This is a genomic window from Homoserinimonas sedimenticola (assembly GCF_026094475.1).
In the GTDB taxonomy this organism is placed as follows: Bacteria; Actinomycetota; Actinomycetes; order Actinomycetales; family Microbacteriaceae; genus Homoserinimonas; species Homoserinimonas sedimenticola.
The window spans coordinates 429,696-449,142 of record NZ_JAPELL010000002.1; the positions used below are offsets into that span (position 1 = coordinate 429,696).

The 19,447-nt window shown below is 67.8% G+C and carries 20 protein-coding genes and 1 pseudogene; 13 read left to right on the top strand and 8 right to left on the bottom strand.

Annotated features, from left to right (window positions below; translation table 11 throughout):
• Positions 1-228 precede the first annotated feature (228 nt).
• Positions 229-786 carry a type 1 glutamine amidotransferase domain-containing protein gene (locus OH146_RS13225; protein ID WP_372508512.1) on the top strand — a complete coding sequence of 186 codons (558 nt, stop codon included), beginning with the start codon at positions 229-231 and terminating at the stop codon, positions 784-786.
• Between the two features lie 26 nt (positions 787-812).
• Here OH146_RS13225 and OH146_RS13230 read toward each other — a convergent pair.
• Positions 813-1,596 (bottom strand): annotated as a pseudogene (locus OH146_RS13230) (SDR family NAD(P)-dependent oxidoreductase).
• Between the two features lie 68 nt (positions 1,597-1,664).
• On the opposite strand from OH146_RS13230, the gene OH146_RS13235 reads away from it, so the two are divergent.
• Both OH146_RS13235 and rpsO read left to right on the top strand, forming a co-directional pair.
• Positions 1,665-2,408: a lysoplasmalogenase gene (locus OH146_RS13235; protein ID WP_265161538.1), complete on the top strand. Its 744-nt coding sequence runs from the start codon at positions 1,665-1,667 to the stop codon at positions 2,406-2,408.
• Positions 2,409-2,537: 129 nt separating this feature from the next.
• Complete coding sequence (gene rpsO, locus OH146_RS13240; protein ID WP_265161539.1) at positions 2,538-2,807, top strand: 30S ribosomal protein S15; 270 nt, start codon at positions 2,538-2,540, stop codon at positions 2,805-2,807.
• A gap of 187 nt (positions 2,808-2,994) precedes the next feature.
• Here the strand turns inward: rpsO and OH146_RS13245 are convergent, their stop codons facing one another.
• Both OH146_RS13245 and OH146_RS13250 read right to left on the bottom strand, forming a co-directional pair.
• A complete protein-coding gene (locus tag OH146_RS13245; protein ID WP_265161540.1) occupies positions 2,995-3,270 on the bottom strand; it encodes a protealysin inhibitor emfourin in 276 nt (91 codons plus the stop codon).
• Positions 3,267-4,316 carry a M4 family metallopeptidase gene (locus OH146_RS13250; protein WP_265161542.1) on the bottom strand — a complete coding sequence of 350 codons (1,050 nt, stop codon included), beginning with the start codon at positions 4,314-4,316 and terminating at the stop codon, positions 3,267-3,269. The genes OH146_RS13245 and OH146_RS13250 overlap by 4 nt, the downstream gene beginning before the upstream one ends.
• A 138-nt stretch (positions 4,317-4,454) precedes the next feature.
• Between OH146_RS13250 and OH146_RS13255 the strand changes: the two genes are divergently transcribed.
• The gene (locus OH146_RS13255) at positions 4,455-5,564 is read left to right on the top strand and encodes an LLM class flavin-dependent oxidoreductase (protein WP_265161715.1); all 1,110 of its coding nucleotides are present in this window, start codon (positions 4,455-4,457) and stop codon (positions 5,562-5,564) included.
• The gene (locus tag OH146_RS13260) at positions 5,561-6,184 is read left to right on the top strand and encodes an FMN reductase (protein ID WP_265161543.1); all 624 of its coding nucleotides are present in this window, start codon (positions 5,561-5,563) and stop codon (positions 6,182-6,184) included. Before OH146_RS13255 ends, OH146_RS13260 begins: the two co-directional genes overlap by 4 nt.
• A 12-nt stretch (positions 6,185-6,196) precedes the next feature.
• Here the strand turns inward: OH146_RS13260 and OH146_RS13265 are convergent, their stop codons facing one another.
• Positions 6,197-7,240: an NAD(P)-dependent alcohol dehydrogenase gene (locus OH146_RS13265; RefSeq protein ID WP_265161544.1), complete on the bottom strand. Its 1,044-nt coding sequence runs from the start codon at positions 7,238-7,240 to the stop codon at positions 6,197-6,199.
• Between the two features lie 103 nt (positions 7,241-7,343).
• Here OH146_RS13265 and OH146_RS13270 point away from each other — a divergent pair, with 103 nt between their 5' ends.
• Together OH146_RS13270 and OH146_RS13275 are read left to right on the top strand one after the other, a co-directional pair.
• Positions 7,344-8,183: an SDR family NAD(P)-dependent oxidoreductase gene (locus OH146_RS13270; protein WP_265161546.1), complete on the top strand. Its 840-nt coding sequence runs from the start codon at positions 7,344-7,346 to the stop codon at positions 8,181-8,183.
• Positions 8,184-8,297: 114 nt separating this feature from the next.
• Positions 8,298-9,464, top strand: coding sequence for an alpha/beta hydrolase family protein (locus OH146_RS13275; RefSeq protein WP_265161548.1), 1,167 nt, complete (start codon positions 8,298-8,300; stop codon positions 9,462-9,464).
• 82 nt (positions 9,465-9,546) lie between these two features.
• On the opposite strand, the gene OH146_RS13280 is transcribed toward OH146_RS13275, so the two are convergent.
• Positions 9,547-10,659, bottom strand: coding sequence for a baeRF11 domain-containing protein (locus OH146_RS13280; RefSeq protein WP_265161550.1), 1,113 nt, complete (start codon positions 10,657-10,659; stop codon positions 9,547-9,549).
• Positions 10,660-11,011: 352 nt separating this feature from the next.
• Here OH146_RS13280 and OH146_RS13285 point away from each other — a divergent pair, with 352 nt between their 5' ends.
• Positions 11,012-13,264 (top strand): polyribonucleotide nucleotidyltransferase, encoded by a 2,253-nt coding sequence (locus OH146_RS13285; RefSeq protein ID WP_265161552.1) that lies wholly within the window; start codon positions 11,012-11,014, stop codon positions 13,262-13,264.
• 64 nt (positions 13,265-13,328) lie between these two features.
• Here the strand turns inward: OH146_RS13285 and OH146_RS13290 are convergent, their stop codons facing one another.
• Entirely contained in the window at positions 13,329-13,634 is a 306-nt protein-coding gene (locus OH146_RS13290) for a hypothetical protein (RefSeq protein WP_265161554.1), read from the bottom strand.
• Between the two features lie 92 nt (positions 13,635-13,726).
• Between OH146_RS13290 and OH146_RS13295 the strand changes: the two genes are divergently transcribed.
• Entirely contained in the window at positions 13,727-14,641 is a 915-nt protein-coding gene (locus OH146_RS13295) for an aldo/keto reductase (RefSeq protein WP_265161556.1), read from the top strand.
• Between the two features lie 21 nt (positions 14,642-14,662).
• Here OH146_RS13295 and OH146_RS13300 read toward each other — a convergent pair whose 3' ends face one another.
• Complete coding sequence (locus OH146_RS13300) at positions 14,663-15,328, bottom strand: TetR/AcrR family transcriptional regulator (RefSeq protein WP_265161558.1); 666 nt, start codon at positions 15,326-15,328, stop codon at positions 14,663-14,665.
• Between the two features lie 363 nt (positions 15,329-15,691).
• Between OH146_RS13300 and OH146_RS13305 the strand changes: the two genes are divergently transcribed.
• Complete coding sequence (locus OH146_RS13305; RefSeq protein WP_265161560.1) at positions 15,692-17,062, top strand: M16 family metallopeptidase; 1,371 nt, start codon at positions 15,692-15,694, stop codon at positions 17,060-17,062.
• 7 nt (positions 17,063-17,069) lie between these two features.
• Positions 17,070-17,672 (top strand): histidine phosphatase family protein, encoded by a 603-nt coding sequence (locus OH146_RS13310; protein WP_265161562.1) that lies wholly within the window; start codon positions 17,070-17,072, stop codon positions 17,670-17,672.
• Here OH146_RS13310 and OH146_RS13315 read toward each other — a convergent pair.
• Complete coding sequence (locus OH146_RS13315) at positions 17,666-18,169, bottom strand: GNAT family N-acetyltransferase (protein WP_265161564.1); 504 nt, start codon at positions 18,167-18,169, stop codon at positions 17,666-17,668. The genes OH146_RS13310 and OH146_RS13315 overlap by 7 nt on opposite strands.
• Positions 18,170-18,239: 70 nt before the next feature.
• Between OH146_RS13315 and dapB the strand changes: the two genes are divergently transcribed.
• Entirely contained in the window at positions 18,240-18,983 is a 744-nt protein-coding gene (dapB, locus tag OH146_RS13320; protein WP_308214961.1) for a 4-hydroxy-tetrahydrodipicolinate reductase, read from the top strand.
• Complete coding sequence (locus OH146_RS13325) at positions 18,980-19,429, top strand: hypothetical protein (RefSeq protein WP_265161566.1); 450 nt, start codon at positions 18,980-18,982, stop codon at positions 19,427-19,429. Before dapB ends, OH146_RS13325 begins: the two co-directional genes overlap by 4 nt.
• Positions 19,430-19,447 lie beyond the last annotated feature (18 nt).

The window sequence follows — 19,447 nt, forward strand, 5'->3', positions numbered from 1 at the left end:
ATGAGTTGATCTTGCTCAAGCATGCGCCTCGGCAGCGGCGGAGATCAAGACTTTTGGCAGAATTTTTGCTGAGAAGCGCGTGTTCTGATCGCGAGCGGCGCGTTCGCTGCGCGTTCCCCGAAACCCCCTGGGGGCACGGATGTCGAGACGTAGCGTCTGAGGCATCCAGCAGAGTGCCTCGGGCGTGAGGGCCCGGGGCCACGAGAGTAAGGAGTGCGCATGGCCACTATGACGCTCACCGGCAAGAAGATCGCCTTCCTCCTCACGGACGGGGTAGAGCAGATCGAACTCACGAGCCCGTGGGAGGCGGTGCAGGATGCCGGCGGCTCGCCCACGCTGGTCTCACCGGCCGGCGACTCCCTGCAGGGTTTCAACGGCACGTCGCCGGGCGACACCTTCACGGTGGATGCGAGCCCGCAGTCCGTCGAGGCGGAGGACTTCGACGCCCTCGTGCTTCCCGGCGGGGTCGTGAACGCCGACCACCTGCGCATGGACGAGGCATCCGTCAATCTCGTGCGGGCGTTCTTCGAGCAGCACAAGCCCGTCGCGGCGATCTGTCACGGCCCGTGGCTGCTCGCGGAGGCGGGCGTGCTCGGCGGCCGCACCGTGACGTCCTATCCCTCGCTGCGCACGGATCTCAGCAACGCGGGCGCCGAGTGGGTGGATGAGGAGGTCGTGGTCGACAACGGGCTCGTCACGAGCCGGAACCCTGATGACCTTCCGGCTTTCAACGCGAAGCTCGTCGAGGAGGTCAACGAGGGCACCCACGCGGGGCAGACGACCTGAGGCGCGCCTGTCAAAGCTCGCCCTTGTTAGCGCGGGTGCAGTGACCCGGCGGCGGCGATCCGTGCGGGCAGCACCCGCGCGAGTCCCACGATGAGTTTGTAGCGCAGGCTCGGGATGACGATGGCACGCCCGCGTGCGGCCCCCGCGAGGGCCGCACGCACGACACCAGGCGCATCGAGCCACAGGGGGGCCGGGATGCCGTCGGTGCGGGCCCGCATCCGTTCATGGAACTCAGTGCGGACGAAGCCGGGGGGCCACCGCCGTGACGGTCACGCCGTCGCGGCGATATTCGAGGTTCGCCCACCGGCTGAAGCTGAGGATCCACGACTTGGCGGCTTCATAGCTGCCGCGCGGCGTGTATGCCGCGACGCTTGCGACGGAGATGATGGCGCCGTCTCGCCGGTCGCGCATGGCCCGAAGGGCGGCGTGGGCGAGGCGCATGGGTGCGGTTACGAGCACATCGAGGTGACGCTGCTCCTCCTCGACGTCGTTGACGTGGAAGGGCTTCGTGAGGCCGAAGCCCGCATTGTTGACGAGCATCGTGACGGGGGAGACGTCATCTCCTAGGCGGTGAGCCACGGCGTCGACCTGCTCTCGCACGGACAGGTCCGCGGGCAGCGATTCGACATCGACTGCGTAGGCCCGCGTGAGTGCCTGCGCGGTCGCGGCGAGGCGGCCCTCGTCCCGGGCCACGAGCACAAGGTCGTGTCCTGCAGCCCCGAGTTGCCGTGCAAATTCCAGCCCGAGGCCCGCTGTCGCTCCCGTGATGAGGGCGCGGGGGCGTGTCACGGGCGATCCAGAGGTGGTCATTCGTCCACGTTAGCCCGCGCAGCCCCGCCCACGTCGCCCGTGGCTGTCGGTGGCGCTACGCTTCGCTCATGCGCTTCTCGCCGCGAGCTCGCGCACGGCTCGCTTTCCTCCCCTATGCGGTGGTCGCCGTGCTGCATCTGCTCGCGCTCGTGGCGACATCGATGGGGGCGGATGTCGCCGCCACTGACGTTTCGAGCAAGGCGCTGCTCATGCCGGCCCTGCTGCTCGGGTTCCTCGTGGGGGTGCCGCGGCTGCGCTCTCGCGCCGCGGCCCTCGGTGTCGTCGCGATCATCTCCTCCTGGGTGGGGGATCTCGCCCTCATGGTGCCGGGAACGGATGCGTTCCTTCTGGGGCTGGCGGCGTTCTTCATCGCGCATGCCGCCCTTCTCCTGCTCATGGTCTTCCACCTGGGGGTGCGCAGGCTTCCGCTCGCCGCCTTCGCGTATCTCGGCTGGTGGATCGCGCTCGTGGCGTTGCTCGCCCCGCACGCGGCCTGGCTCGTGTGGCCATTGGCCGCCTACGGCGTGGTTCTCGGGCTCATGGCGATGGCCTCGACTCGTGCGAGCGCGCTTGTCGTGCTCGGCGGGTTCCTCTTCGCCGTCTCCGACAGCATGCTGGGTGTCGACCGCTTCGTGCCGTCGATCCAGATCTGGCAGGCGGATGTCGTCATCATGCTCGCCTACACGCTCGCTCAGGGCCTGGTCGCTTTCGGGGCCGTCGAGCAGCTCCGTCGGGCCCGGGAGGAGGCATCCGCAGCGGAGCATGCCTCGGGGGGCCCGACCCTCACGGTCCGCGAGGATGCGCTGCACTGATTCGCCGGACTCACGAGAGGGACGGCGCGGTGGTAAACTCTTTTGGTTGCCGTCAGAACGGCCGCGGATAAAGAGAGCTGGCACATCCTGTGACCGGCACCGCGCAACGAGAGAAAGGGGATCCCATCTATGGCTCTTGAAGCAGACGTCAAGAAGGCGATCATCGAAGAGTACGCAACCCACCCGGGCGACACGGGTTCCCCCGAGGTTCAGATCGCGATTCTGTCGCAGCGGATCAAGGACCTCACGGAGCACCTCAAGCAGCACAAGCACGACCACCACTCGCGTCGTGGCCTGCTTCTCCTGGTCGGCCAGCGTCGTCGACTGCTCGGCTACCTGCAGGACGTGGACATCAACCGCTACCGTTCGCTCATTGAGCGCATCGGACTGCGTCGATAACAGCGCAGCGTCGATAAACAGCGCAGCGTCGATAAGACACCAGCCGGATGCCGTGAGTCGGTCCCTCCTCGGAGGGTCCCGATGACACCGCGATCTTCTTGGACGGGCCGTCACCTTCGGGTGGCGGCCCGTTTCGTGTCTCCGCTCAATCTGCTCCGCGCAGTCCGCTCCGCTCAGCCTGCTTCGCTCACTCCGGGGTGTCGCGGACGCGGTCGAGCAGCTCCTGCCAGGGCCCCGTGAAGTTTCGTTCGGGAATCTCGCAGCGCCACTCGTCTGTTTCCGGATCGGACGCGCACACGACCAGGTAGATGAAGCGGTCGGCGCCGTCAGCGCCGCCCTGCGCAGCATCCCGAGGCAGGCGATCGAGCAGCTCGCGCCAGCCCTCTTCCTCCGCGTCGACGGTTGCGCTCCACTCGCGGGAGATCCCGGCCATTCCGCCCGTGCGCCGCACGGTGATCCTCATGGCAGCACCCCGACCTCGCTCCAGCCGCTGCGGACGGCACGCTCCTCCTCGGAACCTGCGCCGAAGCGGCGAGCCGCGGCATCCGTCGTCGCTTCGGCGAAGGCAACGAAGTCGCTCGTGGGGGAGAGCGGCCCCGTGAGCGTGTCGTACCAGATGTGGCCCGCCCGCTCCCAGGCGGGGCCGCCCAGCGCGAGTGCTGTGAGGGCGAAGGCACGGTTGGGGATGCCCGAGTTGAGGTGCACGCCCCCATTGTCGTCGGTCGTCCTGATGTAGTCGCGCATGTGAGCGGGCTGAGGGTCCTTGCCGATCACATCGTCGTCGTAGGCGCTGCCCGGCTCGAGCATTGAGCGCAGCGCCCGGCCCTCGACCAGGGGGGTGAAGAGCCCTTCGCCGATGAGCCAGCTCGCCTCCGCTGCCATCTCGCCGCGCGCGTACTGCTCCACGAGGGAGCCGATGACGTCGGAAACGTGCTCCGACAGGGCCCCGCTCTGACCCTCATAGATGAGGCCGGCCGTGAACTGGGTCAGGCCGTGCGCGAGTTCGTGTCCGATGACGCTGAGGGAGCGGGTGAAGCGGTCGAACACCTCGCCGTCGCCGTCGCCGAAGACCATGCGGCTGCCGTCCCAGAAGGCGTTGTCGTAGCGAACCCCATAGTGCACGACGGCGTCGAGTCGCATGTTGCGACCGTCGATCGATGCGCGTCCATACACGTCGAGCAGTAGCCGGTGCGTCTGCCCGAGGCCCTCGTAGGCCTCGTCGACTGCGACATCCCCCGTGGGAGCCTCGTTCTCTTGCCGGACGACCTCGCCGGGGAGCTCGGTCTCGCCGCGCGCATCGTAGATGGTGCGGTGCGGCCCCGCGGCGGCCCGCACGCCGGGAGCAGTCGGTGCGCCCTGGGCGGATGCGGGCGTTTCACAACGTCCCCGGCGCAGCGGTTCATCGATCAGCAGGGCGCGGCGCGCCGCACCCGCCGCCACGGCGTATCGGGGGTCCTCGGCGGTCGCGAGCCGGGCGAGCAGGTAGGGCGGGACGACGGAGCATGGCATGGGATGATCCTCACATCCGCCACTGTCATCCACATTGGGTTCCCCGGGGATGCTCAGCGGGAGGGAATATCTGGCGGGTCGCTGCGTTGAGCACAGTACATGCAAACGTATAGAAGAGAGGTTCCCGCCATGAGCGGCATGCAGTTCGGCATCTTCAGTGTCGGTGACATCACGACCGACCCCACGACGGGTCGGACGCCGACGGACGCCTCGCGACTCCAGGACATTCTGACGATCGCGCGCCACGCCGAGGAGGTCGGCCTCGATGTCTTCGCGATGGGCGAGCACCACAACCCGCCCTTCTTCCCCTCAAGCCCCGTCGCCATCAACAGCTGGGTGGCCGCGAAGACCGAACGCCTCATCCTCTCGACCGCGACGACGCTCATCACGACCAACGATCCCGTGCGGCTCGCGGAGGACTACGCCACTCTGCAGCACCTCTCGGGCGGCCGCATGGACCTCACGCTTGGCCGCGGCAACACGGGCCCCGTCTACCCCTGGTTCGGGGAGGACATCCGCCAGGGCATCCCGCTCGCGCTTGAGAAGTATGCGCTCCTGCGTCGGCTCTGGCGTGAGGACTACGTCGACTGGAGCGGTAAGTTCCGCACCCCGCTCCAGGGCTTTCAGTCGACGCCGCGCCCGCTCGACGGCGTGCAGCCCTTCGTCTGGCACGGCAGCATCCGCAGCCCTGAGATCGCCGAGCAGGCCGCCTACTACGGCGACGGATTCTTCGCCAATCACATCTTCTGGCCCGCATCGCACACACAGAAGATGGTGCAGTTCTACCGCCAGCGCTTCGAACACCACGGGCACGGCACGGCTGAGCAGGCGATCGTGGGGCTCGGCGGCCAGGTCTTCATGCGCAAGAACTCGCAGGATGCCGTGCGGGAGTTCCGTCCCTACTTCGACAACGCACCCGTCTACGGCCACGGGCCGAGTCTCGAGGACTTCACGGAGCAGACGCCGCTGACGGTCGGCAGCCCGCAGGAGGTCATCGACCGCACACTCGGCTTCCGCGACTATGTGGGCGACTACCAGCGCCAGCTCTGGCTCATGGACCACGCGGGCCTGCCGCTCAAGACGGTCCTCGAGCAGCTTGACATCCTCGGGGGAGAGGTCGTCCCCGTGCTCCGCGAGGAGTTCGCCAAGAACCGGCCGACGACGGTGCCGGATGCTCCCACTCACGACGCCCGCCTGGCTGCCGCCGCGGTCGCCGAGGCCGAGGAGCGGGCGGAGGTCGCATCATGACGGTGACGCGCAGGCTCGCCGTCGTCTCGGGCGGGCTGAGCCAGCCTTCCTCGACGCGAATGCTGGCGGATCGTCTCGCCAAGACGACCGTCGCCGAGCTCTCGCGCCGTGGGGTGGAGGTCGACCTGACGGTCGTCGAGTTGCGAGATCACGCCCGCGACCTCACCAGCATGATGCTTACCGGTTTCGCCTCCCCGGCCCTCGAGGCCGTCATCGAGTCGGTGACGGGTGCGGATGGGGTGATCGCGGTGACGCCCGTCTTCAGCGCGTCCTACAGCGGTCTCTTCAAGTCCTTCTTCGACGTGATCGATCCGGCCGCGCTCGAGGGGATGCCGGTGCTTGCGGCCGTAACCGCGGGCACTCCACGGCACTCGCTCGTCATCGACCACGCCCTGCGTCCGCTCTTCGCCTATCTGCGCGCGGAGGTCGTGCCGACGGGAGTCTTCGCGGCGACCGACGACTGGGGTTCCGATGCGGGCGACGAACTCGCCGTGCGCATCGAGAGGGCCGCGCGTCAGCTCGCTGATCGAGTGGAGGCGACTGAGCGCTCAGGCCTCAATGGCGACCCGTGGGGCTTCGGCAGTGTCGCGAGCGGATTCGAGGGTTTCTCGCCGGGGTGAGCCGGGGCCCGCTCAGGGCACGATCACCGCGCGCCCCCTCAACGTGCCCTCGTGCAGACGCTCGTAGGCCTTGGGGGCGTCATCCAGGCTGAAGCGCTCCGTTTCGACGTGGATCTGTCCCCGGCGGGCCAACTCAAGCACCTCGATCAACTCGTCGCGCGTGCCCCAGTACGGCGCTCTCACGGCCACGTCGTACGCGGTCGTACCGAAACCGACGGGCACGGCGCCGCCGCCGACACCGATCATCGCGATCTCGCCCTCGTGCCCCGCCATGGGGGCGGCCAGATCGGCTGTCGCCTGGATGCCCACGCAGTCGAAGATCGCGTCGGCCCCGCGTCCGCCCGTCAGTTCCCGAACGGATGCGACGGCCTCCGGATTGCTCAGGAATGTCTCATGTGCGCCGACGTCTCGAGCGAGGGCGAGCTTGTCTTCGGAGACATCGAGCGCGACGACAGTAGACGCGCTGATCGCCCGGAGGATCTGGATCGCCACGTGACCGAGCCCTCCCGTGCCGATCACGACGGCGGTGCTGCCGGCGCCCAGCTTGTGAAGGCTGCGCTTGATGGCGTGGTAGGGGGTGAGTCCCGCATCCGTCAGTGAGACGTTGGCGACGGGGTCGAGGTCGCCAAGGGGCACGAGATGCCGGGCGTTGTCGACGAGCAGGTACTCGGCCATGGCGCCGGGTGCGCCGAGCCCGGGCGGCTGGATGCCCTGTTCCACCGCGTTGAGGCAGATTTGCTCCTTACCCTGGGCGCAGTTGTGGCAGTGGCCGCAGCCCCATGGCCCGTAGACGGCCACGGAGTCGCCGACGGCGACCTCGGTGACGCCCTCTCCGAGCGCGTGGACGATGCCCGCGCCTTCATGGCCGAGCGTGAGCGGGAGCGCCCACCCGGCTGCCAGGAAGGCCTCCTCGCTCTGCGACATGACGAACTCGTCGGAGTGGCAGACGCCCGCAGCCGTGACTTTGAGGAGAACCTGCCCGGGGCCGGGCTCAGGGGTGGGCACCTCGACGACCTCGGGAGCGGCTCCGATTTCTCGATACTGGAGGGCTTTCATGGCATGTCCTTCCGTTCGGTGATGGTGCGTCCAATTCCACCCCGCACACCTGAGAGTCGGCGCACCGTCCCGCTTGACCCCTCTGCCCGTGGGAGCATCGGAAGTGACAGCAGCACGAAAGGAATCCGACCTCATGAATGACCCCATCGTTCTTCCCGGGCTCGCAGGCAAGGTCGTCGTCGTCACGGGAGCGGCCGGGGGGCAGGGCAGGGCCGCAAGTCTCGTGCTCGCAGCATCCGGCGCGGTCGTCGTTGCCACGGACCTCGCCGACGGCGAGGCCCCCGATCTCGCGGATGCCGCGGCACATCTCGCCGGCACAATCGAGTATCACCGCCTCGACGTGTCGAGCGAGGGGGACTGGGCACGGCTGGCGCGGGAGCTGGCGGCCCGTGGACCCGTACATGGACTGGTGAACAATGCGGGGATCCCGTTCCGCTCCCGGCTGGGTGAGATGGCGCTCGCCGATTGGAACCGAGTGCTGGGCATCAACCTCACGGGCCCCATGCTCGGCATCCAGGCGCTGGCGCCCCTCATGACGGAGGGTGGCTCGATCGTCAACGTCGGTTCTCTCGCGGCGCTCAACGCGCACCACACCGTGTCCTACACTGCGAGCAAGTGGGGGCTGCGGGGGCTGACGCACGTCGCCGCGACGGAGTATGGGGGCCGTGGCATCCGGGTCAACATCGTGCACCCGGGGTATGTGGAGACGCCAATGATGGCGTCGGCACCCGCCATCATGACGCAGGCCCAGCTCGCACTCACGCCGCTCGAGCGAACAGCGCAGCCTGAGGAGGTCGCCTCGGTCGTCGCCTTTCTCGTCTCGGACGCCGCGTCCTATGTGACGGGCGCGGAGATTCCTGTCGACGGCGGTTTCTCTTCCTCGGCCGGCGTCAAATACATGTCGGACACTATCCGGGCGGCGCAGGAGAACCCATCGACCTGAGTGATTGCGGTCATCAGTTGAATCGTCTTCCCTGATGACCTCGTGCGCGGCTAGCGTGGCAAGGCCCCGCGGGGTCGAACACGCACGAACGATAACGGAGTCACACGCATGTACATGTATTTTCCGACGAACTATGTCTGGAGCATGGCGGTCGTCGCATCGCTCAACAATGGGGGGTTGATCGACGAGATCGATCGGGCGTGCAAGCCGGTCCTTGAGGCATCCCGCAATGGTGACGACGCGGGCACCGACCTGCTCTACGCCTCGTGGGAGGCGGTTGCCAACCGGCTCATTCGTGAGGCCGAGGCCGACGAGGCCGCGGGACGGCGCATCACGGCGGGCGACAAGTTCTACCGGGCGAGTCTCTACACCTCGCAGGCCGAGCGCCTGCAGTCGCCCAAGTGGGAGGGGCGCAACGCCGCATACCAGAAGTCGATCGACCTGCTCTTCAAGCACATCGAGCTCGCGGGCGCGCCCGTCCGCAAGATCGAGATCCCCTTCGAGGGCTCGTCGATGCCCGGCTACTTCTACCAGGCGGAGAGCCTCGACGGCCGCCCGACACCCGTCGTCATCCAGTGGAACGGCCTGGACTCCACCAAGGAGATGATGTACTACTCGCAGTTCCCTCAAGAACTCGCGCGCCGCGGTATCTCGACCCTCATGGTCGACACCCCCGGCTCGGGAGAGGCCCTTCGCCTGCGGGGTCTCAAGTCCCGCTTCGACACCGAGGTGTGGGCGGCGGCCTGCGTCGACCTCATCGAGTCGGCTGCGGCATCCGGTGACATCGCGGTCGACCCCGAGCGCATCGGGCTCGTCGGCTGGTCGCTCGGCGGCTACTACGCGCCGCGCGCCGCCGCGTTCGAGAAGCGGATCAAGCAGGTCGTCGCCTGGGGTGCCAACCACAACTGGGGCGAGGTGCAGCACGGCCGCGTCAACCGTGAGGGCGAGAACCCCGTGCCCCACTACTGGGACCACGTCATGTGGGTGTGGGGTGCCGACACCAAGGAGGAGTTCCTCGCGACGGCTGACAAGGTCACCCTCAACGGCGTCGTTGAGCACATCACCGTGCCCTTCCTCATCACGCACGGCATCGGCGACCGCCAGATCAACGTCAAGTACGCAGAGCAGAGCTATGAGCAGGCGGTCAACAGTCCCAAGCGCCAGCTGCGTATCTTCGACGAGAGCGAGGGTGGCACCGAGCACATCTCGATCGACAACATGCTCCCCGTTGCGGGCTACATCGCCGACTGGGTGCAGGAGACCTTCGCCGAGCAGGCCTGATCCACTTCGCGGTGCAACTAGCAGAGCGCCCGGGAGCCGCGTAGGCTTCCGGGCGCTCGTACGTCTCGCGGATGCTGCTGTCTCAGGTCTCCAGCTCGAAGCGCAGCATCGCAGCGATCCCCTGCTTGCCGGGCAGGTCTCGCTTCTGCACGGCGCGCACTGTGCCGCCCAGGCGCAGCACTCGCACGGCGATCTCGTCGAAGATGCCAAAGCTCGTGGCACCGGGGACGGGCGCCGGGGTGATGTCGCCATCTGCGTCGATGATTCCCTCGCTATCATCGGCGACATCGAAGTGCAGCTCCTCGACCGCCCCCATGCTCGCGGCGCGCGCGATGTCGGCGACATTGACGCTGGCCCGGCCGTGGTTGAGCCTGGTCCCGAAGGTCTCGCGCCACTCGGCGAGGGAGTTCTCGTAGTCCTTCCGCAGTGCGCCCCTGGCCTTGTCCTCGAGGTCCTGAAGGCTGAGGGAGGAGGGGTTGACGTCGACGCACTCCTCCAGGAGCAGCGGGTAGCTGTTGACTTCGCGATAGGCGGAGAGCATCTCATTGGAGGCGGCGAGCACGAGGGGAGCCTGCCGTCCGTTGATCGCCCGGATGACGGCTTCCTGCACGATGCGGCAGTATTTGCGCAGCTCGACCTTGTCGCCCGTCGCCCCTTGCGCTCGGTGCATGTCGGCGGCCCCCGAGTTCTCGGCGCGTTCGAAGACGGAGTGGATGTCGTCGGGCAGGTCGAGCGGGATCTCGGTCGGGCCGACGTCTGCCGAGATGGAGGCGAGGCGCGCGCTGCCCTCCGTCACGGCGAGCACGTATCCCGTGCGGGCGAATGCGAGCGAGCGCAGCAGCGGGCCGATGTCGAAGCGGTCGCCCACCGCGACCCGTGAGGGCACGGGAGTTTGCACGCGGTACTCCCGCGCGAAGTCGGGGGTCGCGAAGATCACGGCGCCTTGCGCGAGGTGCGTCCAAAACTCTCCCTCAACGACCTCGTCGAGGCGGCGGCGGACCGCCGTCCGCACATCCGTGTCGATATCGGCCGCCTCAAGCTGCCGGTCGGCCTCCTTCATCGCGTTCTTGTACTCGAGCCTGAGGCGCTCGACCTCGCTCGCGACGGGGGACGTCGGCAGCGAGATCATGACACTCGCGTCGGAGCGCCGGTCGGCCAGTTCTGTGATGTCTTCCAGTGTGGGTGTGGCCTTCATGCCTCCACGGTAGGCGTGACGTCCCCACCGTGTTCCGACGCTCATGCGATTCAAAGGGAAGGCGTCGCCTCGGCGCGCCCCTAGGCTCTCGCGGGTCGCACTGTTAGACTACCGACGGTCGCCTCAGTGCGACCGAAGCAACAAAGAGCACGAAAATCAACGGAGCAGGCCGGCACGAGGCTGGTCACCGGTGGTGAGCTTCCAGTCCCTCTTCGAGGTCCTGGCGCCTTTCTACTGTTGGCCAGAGCCCGGCGCACGCGCCATCGCGCGCGCCCCTGACTGCCCGCTCCTGCTCCGATGTTCGAGTCGCGCCCACACGGGGGGCGACGTTAAACAAAGGAGAGAGCCCTTTATGGAGGGTCCAGAGATCAAGTTCGCCGAAGCCGTACTCGACAACGGCAAGTTCGGCACCCGCACCGTCCGGTTCGAGACGGGCCGGCTCGCGCAGCAGGCCCAGGGCGCCGTCGCCGCCTACCTCGACGAGGACACGATGCTGCTGAGCGCCACGAGCGCCGGCAAGCACCCGCGGGAGGGCTTCGACTTCTTCCCGCTCACGGTGGATGTCGAGGAGCGCTCCTACGCCGCCGGCAAGATTCCCGGCTCGTTCTTCCGTCGTGAGGGCCGCCCCTCGACGGAGGCGATCCTCGTCTGCCGCCTCATCGACCGGCCGCTGCGTCCGTCGTTCGTCGACGGCCTCCGCAACGAGGTCCAGATCGTCATCACCGTCCTCAGCATCGCTCCCGGCGAGTTCTACGACGCGCTCGCGATCAACGCGGCCTCCGCGTCGACCCAGATCTCGGGCCTGCCCTTCAGCGGCCCGATCGCGGGCATCCGCCTCGCCCTGATCGACGGCCAGTGGGTGGCCTTCCCCAACGCCGAGCAGCTCGAGCGCGCCGTCTTCGACCTCACCGTCGCGGGCCGCGTCGTGACCGACAAGGACGGCAACGAGGATGTCGCGATCATGATGGTCGAGGCCGAGGCAACGGAGGCCTCGTGGGGTCTCATCCAGGGTGGTGCGACCAAGCCCGACGAGACCGTCGTCGCGCAGGGCCTCGAGGCGGCCAAGCCGTTCCTCAGCCAGCTCGTCAAGGCGCAGGCGGAGCTCGCGGCCCAGTCGGCCAAGGAGATCCAGGAGTACCCCGTCTTCACGGCGTACGACCAGGAGACCTACGACGTCGTCTCGGGCCTCGCGCACGAGCGTCTCACTTCGATCTATCAGATCGCCGACAAGACCGAGCGCCAGAATGCGGATGACGCGCTCAAGGACGAGGTCAAGGCCGCTGTTGCCGCCAAGATCGAGGCCGGCGAGCTTCCCACGGATGCCGCGGCGCAGGTGTCGGCGGCATACAAGTCGGTCACGAAGAAGATCGTGCGCGGTCGCATCCTCACGGAGGGCGTCCGCATCGACGGCCGTGGCCTGGCGGACATCCGTCCGCTCGACGCCGAAGTGCAGGTCATCCCGCGCGTGCACGGCTCCGCGATCTTCCAGCGCGGTGAGACCCAGATCCTCGGTGTCACGACGCTCAACATGCTCAAGATGGAGCAGCAGATCGACTCGCTGAGCCCCGTCACGCACAAGCGCTACATGCACCACTACAACTTCCCGCCCTACTCGACGGGTGAGACGGGTCGTGTGGGCTCGCCCAAGCGTCGCGAGATCGGCCACGGCTTCCTCGCCGAGCGGGCCCTCGTGCCGGTCCTCCCGGGCCGCGAGGAGTTCCCCTACGCGATCCGCCAGGTGTCCGAGGCACTCGGCTCCAACGGTTCGACCTCGATGGGTTCGGTCTGTGCCTCGACGCTCTCGCTCCTCAACGCGGGTGTGCCGCTGCGCGCTCCCGTCGCGGGCATCGCGATGGGTCTCGTCTCCGACGAGGTCGACGGTGAGACCCGCTATGCGGCGCTGACCGACATCCTGGGAGCCGAGGATGCCCTCGGTGACATGGACTTCAAGGTTGCGGGCACGAGCGAGTTCATCACGGCGATCCAGCTCGACACGAAGCTCGACGGCATCCCCTCGTCGGTGCTCGACGGCGCGCTCAAGCAGGCGAAGGATGCCCGCACGGCAATCCTCTCGGTCATCAACTCGGCGATCGACGAGCCTGACGAGATGGCGCCGACGGCGCCGCGCGTGATCTCGGTGCAGATCCCGGTCGACAAGATCGGCGAGCTGATCGGCCCCAAGGGCAAGACGATCAACCAGATCCAGGACGACACGGGTGCCGACATCTCGATCGAGGATGACGGAACCGTCTACATCGGTGCTGTCGACGGCCCCTCGGCCGAGGCCGCCCGCGCCGCCGTCAACGCGATCGCGAACCCCCTCAACCCCGAGGTGGGCGAGCGCTTCCTGGGCACGGTCGTCAAGATCGCCACCTTCGGTGCCTTCGTCTCCCTCATGCCCGGCCGCGACGGCCTCCTCCACATCTCGGAGGTGCGCAAGCTCGCGGGCGGCAAGCGGGTCGAGAACGTCGAGGACGTTCTCGGAGTGGGCCAGAAGATCCAGGTCGAGATCACCAAGATCGACGACCGTGGAAAGCTCTCGCTCGCGCCCGTCATCGACGAGGCTGAGGCGGCCTCCGGCGACAGCGAGTCGCAGGAGGGCTGAGTCCCCGCGTCATCCGGATGCCCGTCCCGCTCGTCGCGGGGCGGGCATCCGTCGTTTCGCGGCCCTACACCGACACGATCGTCATCCACGCCACGACGGCGAAGATGACGACGATCGCGATAGTGAGGGTGGCGAGCAGGCCGAGACGCAGCCGGTCGCGGCTCACGCCGAAACGGATCGCGACCATCGCGAGGTAGGCCACGACGATCGCGACCATGCCCGTTGTGGCAGCACCGACTGGCGGCAGCTCGCGCATGAACCACAGCAGCACGAGGCACAGGATCGAGATGAACGCCGCGACGATGAGCCAGATGCGGCCCGAGTCGCTCGTGAGTGCCTTCTGCTGCGTCACCTTCTGAGATTCCGACATGTGACACCTCCTGCGTCAACGCTGCCACCGTCACCTGCGCGGCGCCAGTCTTCGGGGGTGGAGGATCGCGACTTAGGGAATATCGTGGACGAATGAGGCGGATCGGGGGCACGGGTCTCGCGGTCGCACCGATCGGTTTGGATGGCGGGGTCTTCGGATGGGTCTCGGGCTCCAAGGAGGCTGCCGCAATGCTCGACGCCTTCGTGGGAGCCGGGGGAGGCCTTGTCTACACTGCGGACCACTTTGCTGGCGGCCGCAGCGAGGTCATGATCGGCTCTTGGCTCCGCTCGCAGCGCGACACCTCGGGTGTCGTGGTGGCGACGACGATCGGTCAGCACGCGGATGCTCGGGGTCTGTCACCTCGCATGGTGGCGCGTGCGACCGAGGCCTCCCTTCGCCGCCTCGGCACTGACCGCATCGACATTCTCACGCTGGATGGGCACGACTCGAGTGTTCCCATCGACGATACGCTCGAGGCGGTCGACCTCCTCGTGCGGGCCGGAAAGGTGGGGCATGTCGCGGTACTGGGGCATACGGCCGCTCGGGTTCGCGCGATGCAGGGGCGTTCGGCCGAGGCCCGCTACCCCCATGTGATGGGCGTCTTCGAGGAGTACTCCCTCATGGCTCGGGGGGTTTTCGAGCGCGAGTTCGCGCCTTTCGTAGAGCAGACGGGCACGGCATTCTTCGCACTGCGTCCTCTCGCGCATCGCTTCCTCACGGGGGGAGTGAGCGGGCGGGCGGATGTCGCGGACTCGCCGCTGTGGGGGCGCGCTCTCGATCACGTCGGGCGGAAGGGGTCGAGAGTCCTCGACCGCCTCGCTCAGGTGGCACAGCAGTTGGGGGCGTCCCGCGCTCGGGTGGCGGCCGCGTGGGCGATCTCAAAGCCGGGTGTCACGGCCGCCATTGTGGCGGCGCGGTCGACAGAGGAGCTTCTCGATGTGCTCGAGGCCAGGGGGCTGGCGTTGACCCGACAGCAGATGGCGAGTCTCGACGACGTCTCGTCGTGAGGTTGGGCGAGGCGTGAGCCGTCAGATGCCGATGAGGCAGTGATCGCTGAGGCGCGAGAGCGCCGCCGCCGTTGCAATGGGGTCGCCCACATAGCCTCCGACCATGGCGCCGTCGCGCAGCAGGATGAACTCGTCTGCCGCATCGCCGGGGAGGCTGTGCCCCGCGAGTCGGAACTGCTCGGCGATGAACGCGGCATACCAATCGCGATGCGCCGTGACGACCTTGCGGACCTCGTGCGTGCGGTCGGGGTATTCGCTCGCCGCGTTGGCGAAGGGGCACCCCCGGAAGTCGTCCCGCTGCGTGTCGCGTTGGATGCCGGCGACGAGGGACCGGAGCACCTCCGCCGGGTCGCTGATCTCCGCCTCGATGGCATTGACAGCGGCGACCGTCTCCTCGTGCACCGACTGGATGTAGGTGAGGATAAGGGCGTCTTTCGACCCGAAGTGCTTGTAGAACGTCGCCTTGGTCACGCTCGACTCGGCGATGAGCCGGTCGATGCCGACGGAGCGGATGCCCTCGTAGTAGAAGAGGCGCATGGCCGTTGCGAGGATGCGGGCGCGGGCGCCGGGGCCCGAGGTGAAGGCGGGCGCGGTTGAGTCGGCCGGGATCGAGATGCCCGCCACGGGCGTCGTGACGGGAACACCTGCGGGGTCACGCTGCGCGGCGCGACTTTCTGAAACCGTCACAGCGTGACTCCCTCGGGCATTCGGCTAGGTGTTGAACAGTGGCGAACGCGCACCCCGGCGGTGTTCGGGTCATCCGCCGGAGTGCTTCGCGATTCGGGTTCGCGTTCGTTCGCTCTCAGTGGTGCAGGCCTTGGTGCAGGCCATCCATCTTCGGGTGATGGAACCGGGCCGGTGGGGTTGGGGGTCCTTTCCTGACCTGGTGCATTCAGGCTAGCAAGATTAACGGGGACAGACAGCTCTGTATGTCGGCTTTTTGGGGTACATTTTCCGCATTCCGGGGGGCATTTCCTTTTCGGGAGACGGGCTGCGACTCCGCGCGGAGGCACGGGCAGCGAAGTCCGAGTGGCTTAGGCTCGACTCTTGATGAACGGTGCTCTGGAGCTTCCCCTGACCGTGGGAGAGACAACCTTCGCGGCAGCGGGGGAGTGTCTGGTTCGCCGTACCGTCCTTCCCTCTGGCGTACGAATCCTCACTGAGTCCGTTCCATCCGCACGCAGTGCGACGATCGGCTTCTGGGTCGCGGTGGGGTCACGCGACGAGGAGGGCAGCGCCCTCGGCTCGACTCACTTCCTCGAGCACCTTCTCTTCAAGGGCACGTCGCGGCGCAGCGCACTCGACATCGCGGTGAGCTTCGACGAGGTCGGGGGTGAACACAACGCCGCCACCGCCAAGGAGTACACCTGTTACTACGCGAAGGTCCGCGACACGGACGTCCCCATGGCCGTCGATGTACTGGCGGACATGGTTACGTCCTCGCGCCTCGATCCCGGCGAGTTCGAGACGGAGCGCGGCGTGATCCTCGAGGAGCTCGCCATGGCCGAGGACGACATCGCCGACTTCGCGGGGGAGCGATTCTTCGAGGCACTCTTTGCGGGGCATCCGCTCGGCCGTCCCATCGGGGGCAATCCGGGCACGATCTCGGCGGTGACCCGCGATGCCGTCCACGCGCACTACCGCCGCTACTACGCGCCCCACGAGCTCGTCGTGACAGTTGCGGGGGCGATCGACCACGACCAGCTGGTCGCGGCGGTGGAGGCGCACCTGCGCCGGGGCGGCTGGAATCTCTCGGTTGAGCGCGAGCCTGCCGCGAGGCGCCGTCCGAAGCCGCCCGTGAGCGGTGAGTCCTCGCAGCAGGTCATCGCGCGGCCGAGCGAGCAGGTCAATCTCTATCTTGGAGTTCCCGGTCTCGCAGCGGCGGACGAGCGCAGGAATGTGCTCTCGGTGCTCAGCTCCGTGCTGGGAGGCGGCATGTCCTCGCGCCTCTTCCAGGAGGTGCGTGAGCGTCGCGGGCTCGCCTACTCCGTGCACTCCTTCGCCTCGAGCTATTCCGACGCGGGCGTGCTCGGCATGTACGCCGCCTGTTCTCCCGGGCGCGCCCGTTCCGTCGCGGAGCTCATGCTGGCGGAGTTCCGCGCGATCGCGCGCGACGGCGTCACTCAGGAGGAGCTGCGTCGCGCCCTCGGCCAGCTCGGAGGAGCTTCGGCCCTCGCGCTCGAGGATTCCGACACGCGCATGTCGCGGCTCGGGAGAGCCGAGATCACGACGGGGGAGTTCATCGACCTCGATGAAGCCCTCAGCCGCCTCGCCCGCGTCACGACAGCGGATGTCGCGGCTCTCGCCTCTCAACTCGCGGAGGGTCCCCTCACCGTGACGGCCGTCGGCCGTGTCGATGAGTCCCTCGCCGGGGAGTCCCTGATCGGCGAGACAGCACTGCAACGAAACGAAGGAGCGTAGGACGACGATGTCCCACTTCATCTACCTTGTCAGGCACGGCGAGCAGCAGGATGCCGAGCATGGCCTTCCCGACGGCCTGCTCTCTCCGCGCGGTCGCCGCCAGGCCACCCTCATCGCCGACCGCTTGAGCGGCGTGCCGTTCACAGGCGCGTGGCATTCGCCGCTGCAGCGCGCGGCAGACACGGCCAACACCATCACGGAACGGCTGCCCGGCATCACCTCAGAGCCCTCGGCGCTCCTCTTCGACTGCATCCCTTCGGGGCCCGGCGTCGACATGCCCGCCGCCTTCGAGCCCTTCTTCGGTTCCGTCACGGAGGCGGAGATCGAGGCGGGGGAGGCGCAGATGACGGATGCGGTCGCCGAGTGGATGACCCCCTCGCTCGACGACAAGCACACGCTTCTCATCACCCACAACTTTGTCATCGGGTGGTTCGTGCGCGAGGTCTTCGGCGCACCGTCGTGGCGCTGGATGGGCATCAATCAGGCGAACTGCGGGCTCACGATCATCCGGGTTCGCACGGTCAAGGCGCCTGAGCTCATCACTCACAACGACCTCGGTCATCTGCCGCCGGAGCTGAGGACGGGCCTCCCGGTCGACCAGCCCTACTGAGCCTCGGCTTGCACGTCCTTGCCGTACCAGTTGGTCGCGTTGGGGTTGTCGTTGTAGGGCTCGATGGGGCGGTAGCCGGCGCGGGCGTACAGGCGCCCTGCCGCCTCGAGGCTCGCGTTGGTGTCGAGCACGACCTCGTCGGCACCGAGTTCGACGGCACGGCGTTCGAGCTCGGCGAGGAGGGCCGCCCCGAGCCCCGTGCCGCGCGTGTGGGGCTGCACATAGAGGTGCTTGATTTCGAAGCGGGCCGCGCCCGTGTCGGATGGGGCGATTCGGCGGATGCCGCCGCACCCGACATCGGCGGCATCGCCCGCAAGGTCCTCCCCCTCGACGATGAGGAAGACGCCCCGCGGGGGCACGAAGTCGTCGGGGGAGGGGAACACGGTGCGATAGGCCTCTGGTCCGGCGGGAAAGCTCTCGGCGCGGGCGGAGAAGTACTCGGTGAGCAGGGCGAGGGCGGCATCGTCGGCCACCCCGGATTCGCGGAACACGGCCATGATCAGAAGTCTACGGCCCGTAGTCCACGAGCCACTGACCTGTGCTCCGGGCCCTTGCTAGATTTGCTGCATGGCAGTCACAGTCGCCGTCGTCGGCGCGAACGGCAGGATGGGCACCCTCGTCTCCCGCATCGTGGAGGAGGATCCCGAACTCGAGCTCGTCGCATCCCTCGGGTCTTCGTCGCCCTGGGAGGAGATGCTCGCGGCGGACCTCGTCGTGGATGTCACGCAGCCCGGTGTGACGGGCGATGTCGTGCGATTCGCGGTTGAGCACGGGCGCAAGGTTCTTGTCGGCACTTCGGGCTGGTCGGCCGAGCGCATCGACGAACTCAGGGGGAGCCTGGCCGCCAGCCCGGAAGCGGGGGTCATCATCATTCCCAACTTCTCCCTCGGCTCTGTGCTGGCGACGCGTCTCTCGAGTGTCGCCGCCCGGTTCTACGACTCGATCGAGATCATCGAGGCTCACCATGCGGGCAAGGTCGACTCTCCCTCGGGCACTGCCGTGCGGACGGCGGAGCTCATGGCCGAGGCCCGCGGTGCTCTGGGCCCCGTTGCCGCACCGCATGTGGACCAGCTCGCGCGAGGCCAGCAGGTGGCGGGCATCCCCGTGCACAGTCTGCGACTGCAGGGGGTCGTGGCGCGTCAGGAGGTCGTGTTCGGCGGCACGGGAGAGCTCCTCTCGGTCGTGCATGACACGATCTCGCCGGCGGCCTATGAGAAGGGCATTCGGCTGGCCCTTGCCGCGCTTCCCGCCGCCCACGGCGTGACGGTCGGTCTCGAGTCTCTCCTCGATCTCGGATCGCTCACCTCGTGAGCAAGAAGGTGGGCGTCGTCGTGATGGCGGCGCTGCTTCTGCTCTACATCGTCGCTGTCGGTCGGCTCGCCGTCACCCTCCTGGGGAGCGGAGACGGGGTCGCGATCGCGATGGGCGCCGCGCTCGCCGTGCTGCCCCTCCTCGCTGTCTGGGGGCTCATCGTCGAGGTGCTCTTCGGTGTGCGCAGCGAGCGCCTGCTAGGCCGCCTCGAGGACGAGGGCCGCCTTCCCGCGGAGGTGCTTCCCGCACGGGCGAGCGGACGACCAGACCGAGCGGCAGCTGATGCTGCCTTCCCCACCTATCGGGCTGAGGTGGAGGCGCACCCGGAGTCGTGGCAGTCGTGGCTGCGTCTCGCGCTCGCCTACGACGCCTGCGGTGACCGGCGTCGCGCCCGCCACGCGGTGCGGCGCTCGATCGCGCTTTCCCGTTCTGCATCCGATCAATAGCCGGGCAGGGCCTGCGCG

Excerpts from the sequence above, each read along its gene's own strand:
- OH146_RS13225 (WP_372508512.1), top strand. The coding sequence starts at position 229 with ATGACGCTCACCGGCAAGAAGATCGCCTTCCTCCTCACGGACGGGGTA.
- OH146_RS13235 (WP_265161538.1), top strand. The coding sequence starts at position 1,665 with ATGCGCTTCTCGCCGCGAGCTCGCGCACGGCTCGCTTTCCTCCCCTAT.
- rpsO (WP_265161539.1), top strand. The coding sequence starts at position 2,538 with ATGGCTCTTGAAGCAGACGTCAAGAAGGCGATCATCGAAGAGTACGCA.
- OH146_RS13245 (WP_265161540.1), bottom strand. The coding sequence starts at position 3,270 with ATGAGGATCACCGTGCGGCGCACGGGCGGAATGGCCGGGATCTCCCGC.
- OH146_RS13250 (WP_265161542.1), bottom strand. The coding sequence starts at position 4,316 with ATGCCATGCTCCGTCGTCCCGCCCTACCTGCTCGCCCGGCTCGCGACC.
- OH146_RS13255 (WP_265161715.1), top strand. The coding sequence starts at position 4,455 with ATGCAGTTCGGCATCTTCAGTGTCGGTGACATCACGACCGACCCCACG.
- OH146_RS13260 (WP_265161543.1), top strand. The coding sequence starts at position 5,561 with ATGACGGTGACGCGCAGGCTCGCCGTCGTCTCGGGCGGGCTGAGCCAG.
- OH146_RS13265 (WP_265161544.1), bottom strand. The coding sequence starts at position 7,240 with ATGAAAGCCCTCCAGTATCGAGAAATCGGAGCCGCTCCCGAGGTCGTC.
- OH146_RS13275 (WP_265161548.1), top strand. The coding sequence starts at position 8,298 with ATGTATTTTCCGACGAACTATGTCTGGAGCATGGCGGTCGTCGCATCG.
- OH146_RS13280 (WP_265161550.1), bottom strand. The coding sequence starts at position 10,659 with ATGAAGGCCACACCCACACTGGAAGACATCACAGAACTGGCCGACCGG.
- OH146_RS13285 (WP_265161552.1), top strand. The coding sequence starts at position 11,012 with ATGGAGGGTCCAGAGATCAAGTTCGCCGAAGCCGTACTCGACAACGGC.
- OH146_RS13290 (WP_265161554.1), bottom strand. The coding sequence starts at position 13,634 with ATGTCGGAATCTCAGAAGGTGACGCAGCAGAAGGCACTCACGAGCGAC.
- OH146_RS13295 (WP_265161556.1), top strand. The coding sequence starts at position 13,727 with ATGAGGCGGATCGGGGGCACGGGTCTCGCGGTCGCACCGATCGGTTTG.
- OH146_RS13305 (WP_265161560.1), top strand. The coding sequence starts at position 15,692 with ATGAACGGTGCTCTGGAGCTTCCCCTGACCGTGGGAGAGACAACCTTC.
- OH146_RS13310 (WP_265161562.1), top strand. The coding sequence starts at position 17,070 with ATGTCCCACTTCATCTACCTTGTCAGGCACGGCGAGCAGCAGGATGCC.
- OH146_RS13315 (WP_265161564.1), bottom strand. The coding sequence starts at position 18,169 with ATGGCCGTGTTCCGCGAATCCGGGGTGGCCGACGATGCCGCCCTCGCC.
- dapB (WP_308214961.1), top strand. The coding sequence starts at position 18,240 with ATGGCAGTCACAGTCGCCGTCGTCGGCGCGAACGGCAGGATGGGCACC.